15 protein-coding genes and 1 tRNA gene are annotated in these 16,251 nt (G+C 73.0%); 4 read left to right on the forward strand and 12 right to left on the reverse strand.

Annotation, left to right across the window (positions count from 1 at the left end; translation table 11 throughout):
• Positions 1–67 precede the first annotated feature (67 nt).
• From mnhG to EJK16_RS13020, 9 genes are all read right to left on the reverse strand, one after another.
• Positions 68–532 carry a monovalent cation/H(+) antiporter subunit G gene (gene mnhG, locus EJK16_RS12980; protein ID WP_127129977.1) on the reverse strand — a complete coding sequence of 155 codons (465 nt, stop codon included), beginning with the start codon at positions 530–532 and terminating at the stop codon, positions 68–70.
• Positions 529–1,011 carry a monovalent cation/H+ antiporter complex subunit F gene (locus EJK16_RS12985; RefSeq protein WP_127129979.1) on the reverse strand — a complete coding sequence of 161 codons (483 nt, stop codon included), beginning with the start codon at positions 1,009–1,011 and terminating at the stop codon, positions 529–531. The genes mnhG and EJK16_RS12985 overlap by 4 nt, the downstream gene beginning before the upstream one ends.
• Positions 1,008–1,640: a Na+/H+ antiporter subunit E gene (locus tag EJK16_RS12990; RefSeq protein ID WP_240646033.1), complete on the reverse strand. Its 633-nt coding sequence runs from the start codon at positions 1,638–1,640 to the stop codon at positions 1,008–1,010. The genes EJK16_RS12985 and EJK16_RS12990 overlap by 4 nt, the downstream gene beginning before the upstream one ends.
• Entirely contained in the window at positions 1,637–3,247 is a 1,611-nt protein-coding gene (locus EJK16_RS12995; RefSeq protein ID WP_127129981.1) for a Na+/H+ antiporter subunit D, read from the reverse strand. Before EJK16_RS12995 ends, EJK16_RS12990 begins: the two co-directional genes overlap by 4 nt.
• Positions 3,244–3,774 (reverse strand): Na(+)/H(+) antiporter subunit C, encoded by a 531-nt coding sequence (locus EJK16_RS13000; RefSeq protein WP_240646035.1) that lies wholly within the window; start codon positions 3,772–3,774, stop codon positions 3,244–3,246. Before EJK16_RS13000 ends, EJK16_RS12995 begins: the two co-directional genes overlap by 4 nt.
• Positions 3,771–6,818 (reverse strand): Na+/H+ antiporter subunit A, encoded by a 3,048-nt coding sequence (locus EJK16_RS13005; RefSeq protein WP_127129983.1) that lies wholly within the window; start codon positions 6,816–6,818, stop codon positions 3,771–3,773. Before EJK16_RS13005 ends, EJK16_RS13000 begins: the two co-directional genes overlap by 4 nt.
• A 559-nt stretch (positions 6,819–7,377) precedes the next feature.
• Positions 7,378–8,268 (reverse strand): hypothetical protein, encoded by an 891-nt coding sequence (locus tag EJK16_RS13010; protein WP_127129985.1) that lies wholly within the window; start codon positions 8,266–8,268, stop codon positions 7,378–7,380.
• The gene (gene dcd / locus EJK16_RS13015; RefSeq protein WP_127130378.1) at positions 8,265–8,855 is read right to left on the reverse strand and encodes a dCTP deaminase; all 591 of its coding nucleotides are present in this window, start codon (positions 8,853–8,855) and stop codon (positions 8,265–8,267) included. The genes EJK16_RS13010 and dcd overlap by 4 nt, the downstream gene beginning before the upstream one ends.
• A 118-nt stretch (positions 8,856–8,973) precedes the next feature.
• On the reverse strand, positions 8,974–9,183 hold the full coding sequence (locus EJK16_RS13020; RefSeq protein WP_127129987.1) for an NINE protein: 210 nt from the start codon (positions 9,181–9,183) through the stop codon (positions 8,974–8,976).
• Between the two features lie 432 nt (positions 9,184–9,615).
• Here EJK16_RS13020 and EJK16_RS13025 point away from each other — a divergent pair.
• Both EJK16_RS13025 and EJK16_RS13030 read left to right on the forward strand, forming a co-directional pair.
• Positions 9,616–9,689 (forward strand) — tRNA-Gly (locus EJK16_RS13025).
• A 217-nt stretch (positions 9,690–9,906) separates the two neighbouring features.
• On the forward strand, positions 9,907–10,290 hold the full coding sequence (locus EJK16_RS13030) for a VOC family protein (protein ID WP_127129989.1): 384 nt from the start codon (positions 9,907–9,909) through the stop codon (positions 10,288–10,290).
• 96 nt (positions 10,291–10,386) lie between these two features.
• Here the strand turns inward: EJK16_RS13030 and EJK16_RS13035 are convergent, their stop codons facing one another.
• From EJK16_RS13035 to EJK16_RS13045, 3 genes are read right to left on the reverse strand one after another with little or no spacing between them, the layout of a single operon-like run.
• Complete coding sequence (locus EJK16_RS13035) at positions 10,387–12,204, reverse strand: NAD-binding protein (RefSeq protein ID WP_127129991.1); 1,818 nt, start codon at positions 12,202–12,204, stop codon at positions 10,387–10,389.
• 15 nt (positions 12,205–12,219) lie between these two features.
• Positions 12,220–12,636, reverse strand: coding sequence for a DUF6394 family protein (locus EJK16_RS13040; protein ID WP_240646037.1), 417 nt, complete (start codon positions 12,634–12,636; stop codon positions 12,220–12,222).
• A 54-nt stretch (positions 12,637–12,690) separates the two neighbouring features.
• Positions 12,691–13,428 carry a M50 family metallopeptidase gene (locus EJK16_RS13045; RefSeq protein ID WP_240646038.1) on the reverse strand — a complete coding sequence of 246 codons (738 nt, stop codon included), beginning with the start codon at positions 13,426–13,428 and terminating at the stop codon, positions 12,691–12,693.
• Positions 13,429–13,496: 68 nt separating this feature from the next.
• Here EJK16_RS13045 and EJK16_RS13050 point away from each other — a divergent pair, with 68 nt between their 5' ends.
• Positions 13,497–14,456, forward strand: a complete 960-nt coding sequence (locus tag EJK16_RS13050) for a TIGR03885 family FMN-dependent LLM class oxidoreductase (protein WP_127129995.1) — start codon at positions 13,497–13,499, stop codon at positions 14,454–14,456.
• A 98-nt stretch (positions 14,457–14,554) separates the two neighbouring features.
• Positions 14,555–16,231, forward strand: a complete 1,677-nt coding sequence (locus EJK16_RS13055; protein ID WP_127129997.1) for an alpha-amylase family protein — start codon at positions 14,555–14,557, stop codon at positions 16,229–16,231.
• Positions 16,232–16,251 lie beyond the last annotated feature (20 nt).

The raw sequence follows: 16,251 nt of genomic DNA on the forward strand, positions 1-16,251 counted from the left end.
CGATCATGCCGCACCCCGCACCGGCGCGCCCACCGACCCCCCGGCCGGGGGCCCCTGACCTGCGGCTTCAGCGACGCGCGGACGTGTCTTCGCCGCTGCGCCGGCCATCGCCGCGGCCGTCACTGCCGCGGCCGGCGTCCGCCGCGGGCGCCTCCGCAGCGGGCGCCTCCGCAGCGGCCTGCCGGGCGGAGGCCTCGAGGTCCTCGGTCAGCTCGTCGACGACCAGCCGGGACCGGTCCACCTTGCCGGTGCGGTACCCGGCGCGCCCGACCATGTGCGCGGAGATCGGGGCGGTGATCAGCTGGAACGCGAGCACGAGCACGAGCGTCCAGCCCACCACCGGGTTGCGCACGATCAGCGCCAGCCCGGTCATCATCAGCGCCAGGCCCAGCACCTGCGGCTTGGTGGCCGCGTGCATGCGGGAGAGCAGGTCCTGGAAGAAGTTCACGGACACGGCGGCGACCAGGGTCAGGGTCGAGCCCAGCACCAGGCAGACCGCGCCGAGGACGTCGGCCACGTGGTTCCAGCTCATCGTGTCTCCCCCTCCGTGCCCGACGCACGCCCGTCGCCGAGGTCCGACCCGGCGGCGTCGTTCGCGGACTCGATGGCGTACTCCCCGGGTTCCGGCTCCTCGCCGCGCGCCGCCGAGGCCGCGGCGTCGGGGTCGTGCACCGGCGCCGCGTCGTCGTCGATGACCTTCTGCTGGGCGAGCAGCTCCCTGAGCTCGTCCTTGGTGAGGATGCGGGACTCCTCGGCGCGTTCCACAGCGACGAAGCGGGCCATCGCCACGGAGCCGACGAAGCCGACCGTGGCGAGTACCACGAGCACCGGCACGAGGTCGGTCCGGCGGGAGCCGGCCGAGACGAGCGTGACGGCCCCGAGGACGACGGCGGTGATGACGTCGAGCGCCACGATGCGGTCCAGCATGCTGGGGCCGCGCTCCATGCGCACGAGGGCGATGAGGCCGGCGAGGGCCAGGGCCAGGATGCAGTAGGCGTACACGATGCTCATCGGCCCTCCTCGCGTCCGGGGGCACGCCCGGCGGGGCGTGCCGCCCCGCCGGTGGAGGCGGCCGGCAGCCGCCCTGCGCGGGGCGAGGAGCCGGGTGCGTAGCCGGCGTCGATCAGCTGGTCGCGGGAGGCGAAGGCGCGCAGGATCCGCTCCTCCTGCTCGAGCACCGTGCGGTGCGCGTGCTCCAGGCCCCCGGCCAGCTCGACGTCGAAGACGTGGAGGTACAGGGTGCCGGTCAGCCGGTGCGCCTCGACCACGATCGAGCCGGGGACGAGGGATGACATGCCCGCGGTGGCGGTGAGGAAGGTGTCCGAGTGGGAGCGCAGCCGCACCCGGATCACGGCCCCGCGCGGCTGCTGGCGCCGGATCGTCTTGAGGGAGATCTGCAGCGACGCGACGATGACGTCGTAGGCGAAGCGCACCACCAGCCGCGCCACGCCCCAGAGCCGGAACCGACCGTCGAAGGGCGCGAAGGGCAGCGGCGCGGCCGTCGTGACGAGGAGCGCGATGCCGAGACCCGCGAGGATGTTCGCGGCGTTGATGTCCCCCCACAGCAGCACCCAGACGGCCGTGAGCCAGACGATCATGCCCCAGGACGCGCGGGGCCAGCGACGGCGGGGCGCGCTCACGGCGTCCCACCCCCCGCCGGGGCCGCGGGCGCGCCCGGCGTCGCGGAGCCACCCGGGGCGTCGGCGGCGCGACGGTCCCCCTGCTCGGCCACGTCGGGCGACTGGCCGGTCCCCCGCCCGCCCTCGGGCAGCACGGCCTCGATGTATGGCGCCCGCTCCCGCAGGTCGCGGGCGGCCTGGTCGGTGTACCCAAAGAGCGGGCCCGCCACCAGCGCCAGCAACAGGGAGAAGACGACGAGCGCGGCGGCGGAGCCCACCATCGCCCTGGGCATGGTCGTCTCCGGCAGCGGCTCGGGCGCGTCCTGCCAGAAGGCCATGTTCCACGTCTTGGTGATCGCGTACAGCGTCAGCAGGGAGGTGGCGAGGCCGCCGGCAATCAGCGCGTAGTCCAGGCTCGTGGCCTGCGCCGCGGCGGCCTCGACGAGGCCCACCTTCCCCAGGAACCCCGTCATCGGCGGTATCCCCGCGAGGTTCATCGCGGGGATGAAGAAGACGACGCTGAGCCCCGGCGCCACGCGGGCGAGCGAGCCCAGGCGCACCAGCGACGTCGTCCCCCCGCGGCGCTCGATCAGCCCGGCCACCAAGAACAGGGAGGTCTGGACGGTGATGTGGTGGGCCACGTAGAAGATCGCCGCCGACAGGCCCGCCGCGGTGCCCGTGGCGATGCCCCAGACCATGAACCCGATGTGGCTGACGAGCGTGAAGGAGAGCAGCCGCTTGATGTCCTCCTGCGCGACGGCGCCGAGGATCCCGAAGATCATCGTCGCCAGGGCCGCCCACATGAGCAGGTCGTCGAGCCGGCCACCGGGGAAGAGCAGCACCTGGGTGCGGATGATCGCGTAGATGCCGACCTTGGTGAGCAGCCCGGCGAACACCGCCGTCACGGGCGCGGGGGCGGTGGGGTAGGAGTCCGGCAGCCACGCGGACAGCGGGAAGATGGCCGCCTTGATGGCGAACGCGGTGAGCAGCATCAGCTGGAGCACGAGCTGGGTGCCGGGCGCGATCTCCGGCAGCCGCAGCGCGAGCTGCGCCATGTTGACGGTCCCCGTCGCGGCGTAGATCAGCGCGAGCGCGACGAGGAACACGACCGAGGAGATGAGCGAGACGACCACGTAGATGGTCCCGGACCGGATCCGCTCGCGCGTCCCACCGAGGGTGATGAGCACGAAGCTGGCGGCCAGGAGGATCTCGAAGCCGACGTAGAGGTTGAACAGGTCGCCCGAGAGGAAGGCGTTGGAGACCCCGGCGGAGAGCACGAGGAACGTCGGGTGGTAGATCGCCACCGGGGCGCCCTCGTCGCCGTCGGCGATGCCCTGCGCCAGGGAGTACACGAGCACGGCCAGGGTCACGGTCACGGAGATGACCAGCATGAGGGCCGAGAGCCGGTCGGCGACCAGGGCGATGCCGACGGGGGCGGCCCAGCCGCCGACGTCGAGCACGAGCGGCCCGGAGTTGACCCGCACCAGCATGGTCACGGCGACGACGAGCACCACGCTCAGCGTGGAGACGGAGATGATGCCCTGGAGGCGCCGGTAGCGGGCCAGGGCCAGCGCGACGCCCGCGGCAAGCAGGGGCAGCACCACGGGCAGCGGGAGGAGCCACGTCACGGGCGGGCCTCCTCGTCGTCGGCGCCCACGGCGGCGGGGTGGTGCCCGCGCGGCGCGTGCTCGTCCTCGGCGGTGGCCGTCTCGTCGCGGGTGGTGGCGGCGTCCTGGGCCAGCGTCGTGCCGGCGTCGTCGGTGGCGCGCGCGGACAGCTCGTCGCGGGCGGCGCGCCGGGCGATGCGGCGGTCCTCCAGGTCGTCCTGCACCTCGTCGTGGCCGTTGAGCTGCCAGGAGCGGTAGGCCATGGCGAGCAGGAACGCCGTCATGCCCAGGGTGATGACGATGGCCGTGAGGACCATCGCCTGCGGCAGCGGGTCGGACATGTCCGCCGGGGCGGTCTCGCCCAGGATCGGCGGGCCGCCTGCCCGGCCGCCGGCGATGAGCATGAGCACGTTGACGCCGTTGGAGATCAGGGCGGTGCCGATGATCACCCGGGAGAGCGAGCGTTCGAGGATGAGGTACACCCCGGTGCCCACGAGCACGGCGACGAGCAGCACCAGCGTGACGGCGGGGGCCATGTCGATGGTCATCGGCCTGCCCCCTCGGGGGGCGGGGCGGGGACGACGGCGGCGACGGCGCGCCGGTCCTCGGCGGGCAGGGCGTCGTCCAGCACCCGGGCCGGGTCGTCGAACGCGATCTCGGGGGCCTGCTTGCCCTCGAGCTCGCCCTGGCGGTCCACCTCCGCCCCCAGGGAGCGCAGGATGTCGAGGACCAGGCCGATGACCACCAGGTAGACCCCAATGTCGAAGAAGAGGGCGGTGGCCAGGTGGACGCCGCCGAAGACGGGCAGGTGGAAGTCGAAGATCGTGGACTGGAGCACGGTCCCGCCGACCAGCAGCGGGACGAGCCCCGCCCCGGCGGAGAGGAACAGTCCGCCGCCCAGCAGCACACCCGGGTGGATCGGCGCGGCCTCGCCGAGCTCGTAGCGCCCGCCGGCCAGGTACCGCACGATCAGCGCGACGCCGGCCACGAGCCCGGCGGCGAACCCGCCGCCGGGCGCGTTGTGCCCGGAGAACAACAGGAAGAGGGAGAACACCAGCATCGACTGGAAGACCAGACGGGTGCCGATCTCGAAGATGACGGACCGCCGCTGCGGGGAGAGGGTGGCCCCGGCGGAGAGCCAGGTGCGGTTGCGGCCGGGCACCCGGACGCCGCGGGCGGGCGTCTCGGACCCGGGCGGACGCCGCAGCCGGGCGGCGGCGTCGGGGCCGTTGTACCACACGCTGTGTCGCTGCACCGCCTCGGCGAGGTGCCTGGTCCGGTCGATCATGCCCGTGCGGGCCCGCAGGAAGATCAGGGAGGCGACGCCGGTGGCGGCCACCACGACCACGGAGATCTCGCCCATGGTGTCCCAGGCGCGGATGTCGACGAGCGTGACGTTGACGATGTTCTTGCCGTAGCCGAACTCGAAGGCCTCCCGGGGGAAGTCCACCGAGACCGGGACGTGGATCCGCGCCCCGGCCGCGAGGACGCCGAGCATGGCGACCGTGATGCCGACGATGCCGCCGAGGATGGCGCGCCACCACCTGGAGGCCGCCAGCGGGCGGTTGGAGAAGTAGGCCGGGAGGCGGCGGAGCACGAGGACGAAGACGACGAGGGTGACCGTCTCGACGAGCACCTGTGTCAGCGCCAGGTCGGGCGCGCCGTGCAGCTCGAACAGCAGCGCGACGCCGTAGCCGACGACGCCCAGGAGCACGACGGCCTTGAGGCGGCGGCGGGCGCGGGCGGCGAGGACGGCGGCGACCACGATGATCACGGCCACGAAGGCCTGCATGGGCCGGTCCCACGGGCGCAGCCGCTCGGGCCAGCTGTCGCCCAGGGCCAGCGCCGTCCCGCCGGCGAGCGCCACCATGGTCATGCTGATGATGGCGAGGTAGGCGGGCAGCGAGCCACGCTGAGTCAAGGCGGTGACGTCGGCGGAGAGGTTGTCGAGCCCGCGCAGGATCGCGCGGTAGACCTGGTCCGCGCCCCGGGGCTCCCAAATGGAGTCCTGGAACCGCTCGACGCGGCTCCGGCCGAGGAACAGCGCGACACCGGTGACGATCACGAGCACCGTCGTGAAGGACGCGGCACCGAACCCGCCCCACAGGGTCAGGTGCCCGGCCTCTCCGGGGTATGCCGCGGCGTACGGGGCCAGGAACCGCTCCGTCGTGGCAGGCGCCAGGCCCACGACGAGGCCGCCGGCGGCGAGCACCACGGGCGAGGCCATGATCAGCCGGGAGGTGCGCTGGGACGCCGGCACGGCCACGCCCGCTTTGTCGGCGAACGCCCCCCACCAGAAGCGCAGCCCGTACGCCAGGGTGAACGCGGAGCCCACGGCGATGGCGACGAGCACCACCACGTCCAGCGCCCCGCCGCGGTGGACGAGGCCCTCGAACGCGGCCTCCTTCGCCACGTAGCCCGCGAGCGGCGGGATGCCCGCCATCGAGGCGACGGCGAGGCCCGCGGCGACCGCCGCCACCGGCATGCGGCGCCCCAGCCCGGAGAGCTCGCGCAGGTCGCGGGTGCCCACGGACCAGTCGATGATTCCGACGACGAGGAACAGGCACGCCTTGAACATGGCGTGCGCGGCGAGCATGGCCAGGCCAGCGAGGGCGACGGCGCTGTCGCCGTAGCCCACCAGGACGATGATCAGCCCGAGCTGGGAGACGGTGCCGAAGGCGAGGAGGAGCTTGAGGTCGTGCTGGCGCAGCGACCGGTAGCCGCCCAGCAGCAGGCTGCCCAGCCCCGCAATGAGCACCAGGACCTGCCAGACGGGCACGTCGGCGAAGCCGGGGGCGAACCGCGCCACGAGGTACACGCCCGCCTTGACCATGGCTGCCGCGTGCAGGTACGCGCTGACGGGGGTGGGCGCGGCCATCGCGGCCGGCAGCCAGAAGTGGAACGGGACCTGCGCGGACTTGCCGAGCGCGCCGAGCAGCACGAGCGCGATCGCCGTGGGCACGAGCGCCGGGGGTGCGCCCGCGCCGACCTGGCCGGCGGACGCGGCGGCGACCAGCTCGCTGAGGCGGTACGAGCCGCCGTCGACCTCCCCGAGGATCACCAGCCCGGCGAGCATGGCCAGACCGCCGACGGTGGTGACGATGATCGCCTGCATGGCCGCCCGGCGGGAGCTCTGCCGCTCGTGGTAGTGGCCGATGAGCAGGAAGGAGAAGACGGTCGTCAGCTCCCAGAACACGTAAAGCATGATCGAGCTGTCCGTGGCGACCAGGCCCAGCATCGCCCCCGCGAACGCGACGAACACGCCGGCGAACCGGCCCAGCGCCGTCGCCGAGGCGGAGAAGTACGCGGCGCAGTACACGAGCACCAGCGCCCCGACGCCGCCGACCACCAGCACCATCAGCCAGGACAGCACGTCGAGGCGGAATACCAGGTCGAGGTGGAGGGAGGGCACCCACGACACGGCCTGCGTCGGGAAGTTCCCGGCGAGGACCGCGGGGGTCTGCATCGCCGCCCACACGGCTGCCGCGCCGGGGACGAGGGCCAGGGCCAGGAAGGCCCGTCGCCCGAACCTGCCGACGACCGCTGGCGCGACGATGGCCGCAACAGCGTGGATCATCAGCAGTTCAAGCAAGGCCGCTCCTGGATAAGCGTGGGCGTCGGGCGGGGTGCGGTCGGACGTGTGCAGTTGTCCCCGGACCGGGCACCATGCGATCCCGAGCCGTCACGGCCCGGGCAGAGCACAACGGGGATTGCCACCATCCTAACAAGGCGACCTCGCCTAACAAGGCGACCTCGGCGCCAGCGGCATGGGGGGCCGTAGGGCCCCGTGGGAAACGCCGTCGACGCCGCCCGCGGACCAGGCCGACCAGCCGCTCCCCGCAACGCCGCGCCCCTCCCACCGCGCCGAGCGACACGTGATGGCTGCCTCCCGGGCGCTAGACCCGACCAGAAGGTGCCACTCGACGCCCCCACCGCGCCGAACGACACGTTATGGCTGCCTCCCCGGCGCCAGACCCGACCGCAAGGTGCCACTCGACGCCCCCACCACGCCCAGCGATACGAAATGGTTAGGGTCCCGAGGGCGAGGGCCGGCCAGCCGGCGGCGGGTGTGCTCGTGCTGCCGGTTCTCTGGCGTGAGCGGATGCCCGCGGGTGAGACGGAGCCGTCAGCGCGCGAGTCCTCGGGCGCCGTCAGCCCGCGAGGTCCTCGGGCGCCACCAGGAAGCCGTCGTCGTCGCAGACCTCCCCGCCGACGGTGCCGTGCAGGGCCGCCGCGGCGCGTTCGATCACCGCGGCCGCCTCGGCCCGGGCCTGCCGCACGGCCAGCGTCGGGCGGGTCACGTAGGCGAGCTCTGGCCGTGTCGGTCGCCACCGGATCTCGTAGGACACCACGCCGCCGAGCGCCCAGTCGGTGCCGCGCAGCACCGTCGGCGGGTGCTGGAGCCCGGTCACGTCGACGACGACGAGGTCGCCGCCACCGACGTCGGTGACCAGCGCGTAGCCCTCGAGCTCGTTCTCCGCGAGCTCCTCGGGGATCTCGTCCAGCAGCGAGCGCACGCTCGGCAGCACCCCGGCGAGCACCTGGAGGCAGGCGTCGTGCTCGAGCCACACGGGTGCGAGGACGGTCAGGTCGAGGGCGGAGTCCGGGTCGGGCACGACGACGGCACCCGTGCCGGCGAGCCGCAGCGCCCCGTGCAGGCGGCGGGCGAAGGCGCGCAGGTGCTCGAGCGCCGTCGCCTCTGCTCCCTCGGGGACGCCCTGCGGGAACGCGTCGAGCACCGGGTCCATGCCGCGCAGCTCGGCCGGCAGCGGGCCGCCGCGCTGCGGCGGGCACAGCAGGAGATAGGCCTGCTCGGTCCACTCAGGCAGATCCAGGCCGGTGCGCACACCCGCGCTCACCGACCAGGGGCCGGTGAGGTGGACGCCGGACAGGAGCTGCAGCTGGCCGGGCGCGGCCCACCCGGCGTCGGCGCTGCGGGAGACGGCGAGCGCCTCGAGCTCGTCCGGGTCGATGTCGCCGGGCAGGAGCAGGAGGTGGTGGTCGGCGGCCAGCCCGTCCTCGAACGCGGCCGTCTCGGTCACGGGAGGCCCGCCTCGATGACCGTGCGCTCGAAGTTCACGTGCGAACGGGAGGCCGTGGGCCCGCGCTGACCCTGGTAGCGCGAGCCCGTCGCGCCGGAGCCGTAGGGACGCTCGGCGGCCGAGGATAGCTGGAAGAAGCACAGCTGGCCGATCTTCATCCCCGGCCACAGCATGATCGGCATCGTCGCCGTGTTGGACAGCTCCAGGGTGACGTGCCCGGTGAAGCCGGGGTCGATGAAGCCGGCGGTGGAGTGCGTGAGCAGGCCGAGGCGGCCGAGTGACGACTTGCCCTCCAGGCGCGCGGCGATGTCGTCCGGCAGCGTGACGGTCTCGTACGTGGCGCCGAGGACGAACTCGCCGGGGTGGAGGACGAGCGGGGCGTCCGGGCCGGCGTCGACCAGGCGGGTGAGCTCGGGCTGGTCCTCCGCCGGGTCGATGACCGGGTACTTGTGGTTGTCGAAGAGCCGGAAGAGGCGGTCGAGCCGCACGTCGTAGCTCGCGGGCTGGATCATCCCGGGCTCGTACGGGTCGATGAGGACCCGTCCTGCGTCGATCTGGGCGCGAATGTCGCGGTCGGAGAGCAGCACGGCGACCATCCTGCCATCCAAGCAACCGCGGCCAGCCGCAGGTGTGGTGCCCGCCCTTGTGCGGTGACAGGTCGTCTACTGACGACGACGCGTCATCTACTGACGACGCGGCGGGTGGTCAGTTGGTCAGCGGTCGCCCGTCCGCGTCGACGCTGTAGTACCCCGTCCTCGACACGAGGTAGAGCACACCCTCGACGAGTCCCCACAGGTGGCCGAGCCCGAACGTCAGGATCGTCACGACGATCTGGAGGATGCCGATCCCGGTATATCCGAGGTAGAAGCGGTGGATGCCGAGGCCGCCGAGCAGGATGCCGAGGACGCCGGCCACGACCCGCGACCGGGCGTGGGGATCCGCGTACGGCTGGTAGCCGTACGGCTGCCCCTGGGGCGGCTGACCGGAAGTGGGCTGGCCATACTGCGGTTGCCCGTACTGAGGCTGGTCAAAGGGCGGCTGGCCCTGGCTGGAGGGCGGCTGGCCGAAGTCCCGCTGGCTGGGGCCCGGCCCCGGCCCGGAAGGCGCGGCGCCGTACGCTGGCGGCCGGTCGAAGCCGGGAGCTCCGGGGACCTCTTGGCCTGGGCCGGGGAGGTGCGGGCCGTCCGGTTGCCCGGCCCCCTCCGGAGGCACGGGTCGACCGCCGGCGTGCGGGTCGTCCGGACCGGGATTCGTGGGGGTCGTCATGCCTCTGGCCTCTCGTCACCTAGGATGAGTTCGTCGTGCACGGACCGATATAGGTATAGTGGCGACGCGTCACAGGCGCACGCGGGTGTAGTTCAATGGTAGAACTTCAGCTTCCCAAGCTGATAGCGCGGGTTCGATTCCCGTCACCCGCTCCACATGGAGGTGCACGGCAAGAGCCGCAGTCGGAGGTAGTCCGATGCGGCTCTTGCCGTCTCGACGAAGGTTGTCGTAAACCAGCCGGCACAGACGTCGCTCATGATGATCGGGGGGCGGGGCCGCTCCAGTGCCACGGACCACTTCGGTGGAGGGAACCGGCACCGAGTTGGACCAAACGCGGTGCGCCGCGCGGACCGCGCGCGTAGCCTCCCGGCCATGGACTTCCGCCTCGAGCTCGTCCAGGTCCCCGTCTCCGATGTCGACCGCGCCAAGGACTTCTACACCGAGAAGGCCGGCTTCCACGTCGACCACGACCACGACGTCGGCGGCGGCATCCGCTTCGTCCAGCTCACCCCGCCGGGCTCGCCGGCGTCGATCGCGATCGGCACGGGGCTGAGCACGATGGCGCCGGGCTCGGTGGAGGGCCTGCAGCTGGTCGTCACCGACATCGAGGCGGCCCACGACGAGCTCGCGGCGCGCGGGACGGACGTCAGCGACATCCAGGACATGCCCTGGGGCTCCTTCGTCTTCTTCGCCGACCCGGACGGCAACCGGTGGGCCGTCCAGCAGATCACACCTCGCACCGCCGCCGGCGCCTGACGCCCAGCACCCCCCGCGACACCGCTGACGCCCGGCGGCCAGGACCACCAGGGCGGACCGCCAGGACTGCCGAGGCCGCGACGACGGCCCGGGACGTCATGGCCGCCGCGCCCCCGCCGTCGTCCGCTCCCGCGCGAGGGTGCGCCAGAGCCAGCCCGACGGCACCTCGCGGCCGTGGATCACGTACTCCCGGGTCGCCTCGTCCACGACGGTGTTCTCCAGGTCCAGGCGCGCACCCGGCTGCCCGGCGAGCAGGATCTCGTCGCCCGGCGCGAGCACGAAGTCGTCGTCCGGCGCGATGGTCCGCTCCTGCCCCCTGACCACCACGAGCGGCACGGCGGCGACGGGCCGGTCCCGGTCGTCCGGGCTGCGCAGGAGGTCGCCGATCCGGGCCTGCCCCATCCGCAGCCACGAGAGGAGCGGCGCCGCCTCGGCCTCGCCGAGCGCCAGCTTCCAGGTCGTCAGCGCGTCCGTCCCGCACCGCTCCGCTAGGCGGGCGACCACCTCCTCGGCCCAGTCCTCGTCACGGGCGCCGATCTCCTTCAGCAGGTACAGCAGCACCGGGCTGCCCAGGTGGGCGAGCACCTCGTGCGCGACCACCTCCGCGGGCACCATCACCAGGTCGATGTCCTGCTGCTCGAAGAGGGGGTCGTTGGCACGGGAGTTCTGGCGCGCGACGAGGAACAGCGCCGGGTTCGCCCGCCGCGCGGCGGCGACGAGCGTCAGGTTCGCGATGTCGTCGTTGTTCGCGGCGATGAGACCGACCGCCCGCGCGACGTCGGCCCGGGCCATCACCACGTCCTCGGGCTCGTCGGTGCGGATCACGGTCGGGTCGTCGCTGGTCGTGGTGCCCCGGTCGACGACGGTCACCTCCAGCCCGCTCTGGCGCAGGTCCGCCGTGAGCTCCTGCCCGAAGCGGCCGTAGCCGCAGACCACCCAGCGGCCCCGCTGCACCGGCGCGCCGCGGGCGGGCATCGTGTCCCCCGGCAGGGCCGTCAGCCACTGGATCAGCTGGTACCCCGCCGGCGCCTGCAGCGCGAGGCGGAGCCGCTCCCCGAAGACGTCGAACGGGTTGACGACGGTGGGACCGCCGAAGGCCGCCATCCGCTGCGCCATCGTGCGCGAGAGCGTGCGCGCCACCACCGGCAGATCGGGACGCAGGAGCGCCGCCGCCGTCGTGACGGCAAGGTTCGTCCGGTCGTCCTCGGCCAGCGCGAGCACCCCCGCACAGCGCGGGTGCGTCAGGCCGGCGGCGACGAGGTTCCCGGGGTTGCCCGGGTCCCCCGCCAGGCCCGGGACGTCCGAGCGGTAAGACTGCGTGTCCAGCTCGGCGATCCGAGCCTCGGAGCCGTCGACGACGACGAAGCGGCGGCCGAGCGCGTCGAGCGACTCCCCCAGCAGCTTCCCCGTCTGCCCCTGCCCGGCCATGAGCCAGAAGGGCTCACGCAGCCGGGTGACCTGACGCACGAAACGCTGCAGGGCCACCGCCCGGCGGAACTCCCGGTCCTGCAGCAGCGCGAGCAGCGTGCCGATGGCGTAGGCCCAGCCGACCACCGTCAGGAAGATGGAGAACGTGAGCCAGAGCCGCTGGGCCTCGGTGTACGGGGCGGGGATCTCGCCGAAGCCGATCGTCGTGGCGGTGTAGCTCATGACGTAGAACGCGTCGAGCAGCCCCACGCGCACCGCCTGCCCGGACGCGTCCCGGCCGGGGATCAGCATCAGTCCGAGCACCGTGACGGCGAAGATCAGGACGAGCACGATCAGCGGCGGGCGCATCCGGCGCAGCACGAGGAACACCGTGGCCGTCGCCTGCTCGGCGGAGGCGTCGTCGCGTCGGAGCCGCTCGTCGTCGGCCGCCCGCCGGGCGCCGGGCCCGAACAACCGGTACCAGAAGGTCAGCAGCGGGTTCCCCACGACGCTCTCCGGTGGCTAGCGACGGTGGAACGACACGGTCTCGATGAGGAGCAGCGTGACGGAGACGAGGTTGGCCAGCAGCGCGCCGCCGGACAGGGACACCACGCTCGCCGTCGCCTCGGGGCCGGGCGGGCCCGCCGACGCGGCGGAGGCGTACGCCCAGACGGTCGCCGCCGCGATGAGCTGCAGGTCCGCGACGAGGCTGGTGGCCAGGTGGACGGCGCCGATCTGGGTGCGGTCGCCGAACTTCAGCACGGTGGCGATGAGGTTGACCACGACGGCGGCGAAGAGCTCGAAGATGTTGTGGACCGCCGGGTCCGAGATGTCGCCGATGAAGAAGCCGAAGTTGAGGGTGGCGGCGAGCACCACGAAGAAGCCGAAGACCACCTTCTCGAGGTTCATCGCGGCTCCAGGCGCCGTCGCCAGGTTCAAGGCATGCGCATCGTACCGAGCGGGGCACAGCCGCGCGCGGACAGTCGTGTGCACTCAGCGCCCGAGACCGCCGAGCTCGAGCACCGGCGCGAGCGCCCACCAGTTCGCCGCGGCCAGCACGACGACGAACGTCAGGTGCCAGCACCACCGCGGCACCCGCGTCAGCTGGGCGAGCACCGCCGGGTCCGAGGCGGGCGAGCTGTGCCGGACGACGGCGCCCAGGTGCCGCCAGGACCCGACCAGGAGGAACGCCCCCATCCCGAGGACCACCGACGCCTGGGCCACGCCGGAGCCCCACCACCAGAGCGCGGCGGTGACGGCGGTGAGTGCGACCATGACGGCGGCCGTGTAGATCGAGCGCACCCGGACGAGGGCGCCGAGCAGCAGCAGCGCCGTCACGGCGAGGACCGGCGGCGCCCACCCGGCGGCCGCGAGCTGCACGGCGGCGGCGCCGACGACGGCCGGGGCCGGGTAGCCCGCCCAGGTGGTCAGCGCCCGGCCGGCCCCGCGGGACGGGCCGACCGTGACGGCGTGGCCGGACATGTCCCCGCGCAGCACGAGCCCGGTGAACCGGCGGCCGCAGAGCAGCCCGACGAGCCCGTGCCCCAGCTCGTGGACCACCGTGACGAGCACCCGCGCCCCGCGCCACAGCGGCGGCGCGAGGACCACGGCCGCGACGACGGCGAGCACCAGCGCCGCGACGGGCCAGGCGCTAGCCGGGACGAGGTCGGGCTGCAGGCGCTGCCAGGCCTGCGCCCACCACCGGCCCACTTCCGTGATCAGCTCTGTCACGGGCCCATCCTCCCCCGGCCCGGGCCGTTCGGGAGGCGCCCGGACCAGAACCCCCTTAGGAAGGAGGGATGACCGCCTACGGATTCCATGCCTCGCACGAGCAGATCGCCCCCAGCCGGCTCCTGAGCGACGTCAAGGCCGCCGAGGAGGCCGGCTTCGAGATGGCCATGTGCTCCGACCACTTCGCGCCGTGGAGCGCGCGGCAGGGCCACTCCGGGTTCACCTGGTCCTGGCTCGGCGCCGCCCTGGCGACCACGTCGCTCCGGCTCGGCTGCGTCAACGCGCCGGGCCAGCGCTACCACCCGGCGATCGTCGCCCAGGCCTCGGCGACCCTGGGCGAGATGTTCCCGGGACGGTTCTGGTTCGCGCTGGGCTCCGGCCAGGCGATGAACGAGCACATCACCGGAGAGCCCTGGCCACGCAAGGAGGTCCGCCTGGAGCGGCTGGAGGAGTGCGTGCGCATCATCCGCCGCCTCCACGCCGGCGAGGAGGTCACCCACGAGGGCCTCGTGACCGTCGACCGGGCCCGCCTGTACGACCTGCCGGCCGAACCGGTGCCGCTGGTCGGCGCCGCCATCTCCGCGAGCACCGCCGCCCGGGCCGCGCGCTGGGCGCAGGGCCTGATCACGATCAACCAGCCCCACGACACGTTGCGCGAGGTGGTGGCCGCCTACCGCGACGCCGGGGGCGCCGGTCCCCTCGCGCTGCAGGTCCACCTCTCGTGGGCGCCCACGGAGGCCGAGGCCGCGGCGATCGCCCGGGACCAGTGGCGCAGCAACGTCTTCGCCGAGCCGCTCAGCCTCGACCTGCCCACCCCGGAGCACTTCGACATCGCGAGCGCGGACGTCACCGACGCCGCGGTCGCCGGGGCGGTGCGCATCTCGGCCGACCCGGCCCAGCACGTGGCCTGGCTGCGTGAGTACGCGGAGCTCGGCTTCGACGAGATCTACCTCCACCACGTGGGCCAGGACCAGCGCGCCTGGCTCGAGACCGCCGCCACCGAGGTGCTGCCCGCGCTGCGGGCCTGACGCCGAGCCGACATCCACGCACGCACGCGCGTGACCGAGACGCCCGACCCGGCCCTGGGACATGGGCCGAGGGAGTGGCTCGCCGAAAGGTTGATGCAATGAGAATGACCGAGACGTCGGACCTGTGGTGGAAGAACGCCGTCATCTACTGCCTGGACATCGAGACCTTCTTCGACGCCGACGGCGACGGCGTCGGCGACATCGGGGGGCTCGCCGAACGCATCGACTACCTCGCCGAGCTCGGCGTGACCTGCCTGTGGCTCATGCCGTTCTACCCCACGCCGGACCGCGACGACGGCTACGACGTCACCGACTACTACGGGGTCGACGCCCGCCTCGGGACGCACGGGGACGTCGTCGAGCTGATCCGGACCGCGAAGGACCGGGGGATGCGGGTGATCGCCGACCTGCTCATCAACCACACCTCCGACCAGCACCCCTGGTTCAAGCAGGCCCGGCGCAGCACGGACAACCCGTACCGCGACTACTACGTCTGGCGCGCGGACCCGCCGCCGGACACCTCCGACCAGGTCGTCTTCCCGGACAAGGAGGACTCCATCTGGGCGCTCGACGACAAGACCGGCGAGTGGTACCTCCACCACTTCTACTCCCACCAGCCGGACCTGAACATCGCCAACCCCAAGGTCCGCGACGAGATCAGCAAGACCATCGGGTTCTGGCTCCAGCTCGGCATCGACGGCTTCCGGGTCGACGCCGTGCCCTTCTTCCTCGCGGACGTCGGCCTCGGCGAGGGGGCCGACGACGCCCCCCGGGACCCGCACACCTACCTCAAGCAGATCCGGGCCTTCCTCGGCCGGCGCAAGGGCGACGCGATCCTCCTGGGGGAGGTGAACCTGCCCCACGAGGAGCAGCAGCTCTACTTCGGGCAGAACGGCGGCGACGAGCTGAACATGATGTTCGACTTCATCTCGATGCAGAACCTGTACCTCTCCCTCGCGCGCGCCGACGCCGGGCCGCTGGCCACCGCCCTGCAGGACCGGCCCGCGATCCCGCCGGACTGCCAGTGGGCGACGTTCGTGCGCAACCACGACGAGCTGACGCTGGACAAGCTCTCCGACGACGAGCGGGCGGAGGTCTTCGCGGCCTTCGGGCCCGAGGAGGAGATGCAGGTCTACGGCCGCGGCCTCAAGCGGCGGCTGCCGCCCATGCTCGGAGGGGACCCCCGGCGCGTGCGCATGGTCTACTCGCTCCTCTTCTCCCTGCCCGGCACGCCGACCCTGTACTACGGCGAGGAGATCGGCATGGGCGAGGACCTGGCGGCGGAGGGCCGCATGGCGGTGCGTACGCCCATGCAGTGGTCGGACGACGTCAACGGCGGCTTCTCGACGGCCGCGCCCTCCCGCCTGATCTCCCCCGTCGTCGGTGACGGCTACGGCCCGGAGCACGTCAACGCGGCCGACCAGGTGCGCGATCCCGGCTCGCTGTGGAACTTCATGCGCGACCTCATCCAGGCCTACCGCTCGTGTCCCGAGCTGGGCTGGGGCGAGTTCACCGTGCTCGAGCAGCCGCACGCCCAGGTCATGGCGCACCAGAGCACGTGGCACACGTCCTCCGTGGTCGCGGTGCACAACCTGGGCCCCGAGCCGCTCACCGTGCCGCTCACGCTGGACGTGCCGGGCGGGAGCGACCTGGTGGACCTGCTGCGCGACGGCACCACGCCGGTCTCGCCCGACGGCGCCGCCGAGGTCACCCTGGACGGGTACGGCTACCGGTGGCTGCGCGTGCGGCACGACGGCGAGCGTCGCCTGCCCTGACGGCGGCACCCCTCCGCGTC

Origin of the sequence: Georgenia sp. SYP-B2076 (assembly GCF_003991205.1) — a bacterium.
Classification (GTDB): domain Bacteria; phylum Actinomycetota; class Actinomycetes; order Actinomycetales; family Actinomycetaceae; genus Georgenia.

Coding starts and splice junctions, on each gene's coding strand:
- EJK16_RS13055 (WP_127129997.1), top strand. CDS start 14,555: ATGAGAATGACCGAGACGTCGGACCTGTGGTGGAAGAACGCCGTCATC.
- EJK16_RS13050 (WP_127129995.1), top strand. CDS start 13,497: ATGACCGCCTACGGATTCCATGCCTCGCACGAGCAGATCGCCCCCAGC.
- EJK16_RS13000 (WP_240646035.1), bottom strand. CDS start 3,774: ATGACCATCGACATGGCCCCCGCCGTCACGCTGGTGCTGCTCGTCGCC.
- EJK16_RS13030 (WP_127129989.1), top strand. CDS start 9,907: ATGGACTTCCGCCTCGAGCTCGTCCAGGTCCCCGTCTCCGATGTCGAC.
- mnhG (WP_127129977.1), bottom strand. CDS start 532: ATGAGCTGGAACCACGTGGCCGACGTCCTCGGCGCGGTCTGCCTGGTG.
- EJK16_RS12985 (WP_127129979.1), bottom strand. CDS start 1,011: ATGAGCATCGTGTACGCCTACTGCATCCTGGCCCTGGCCCTCGCCGGC.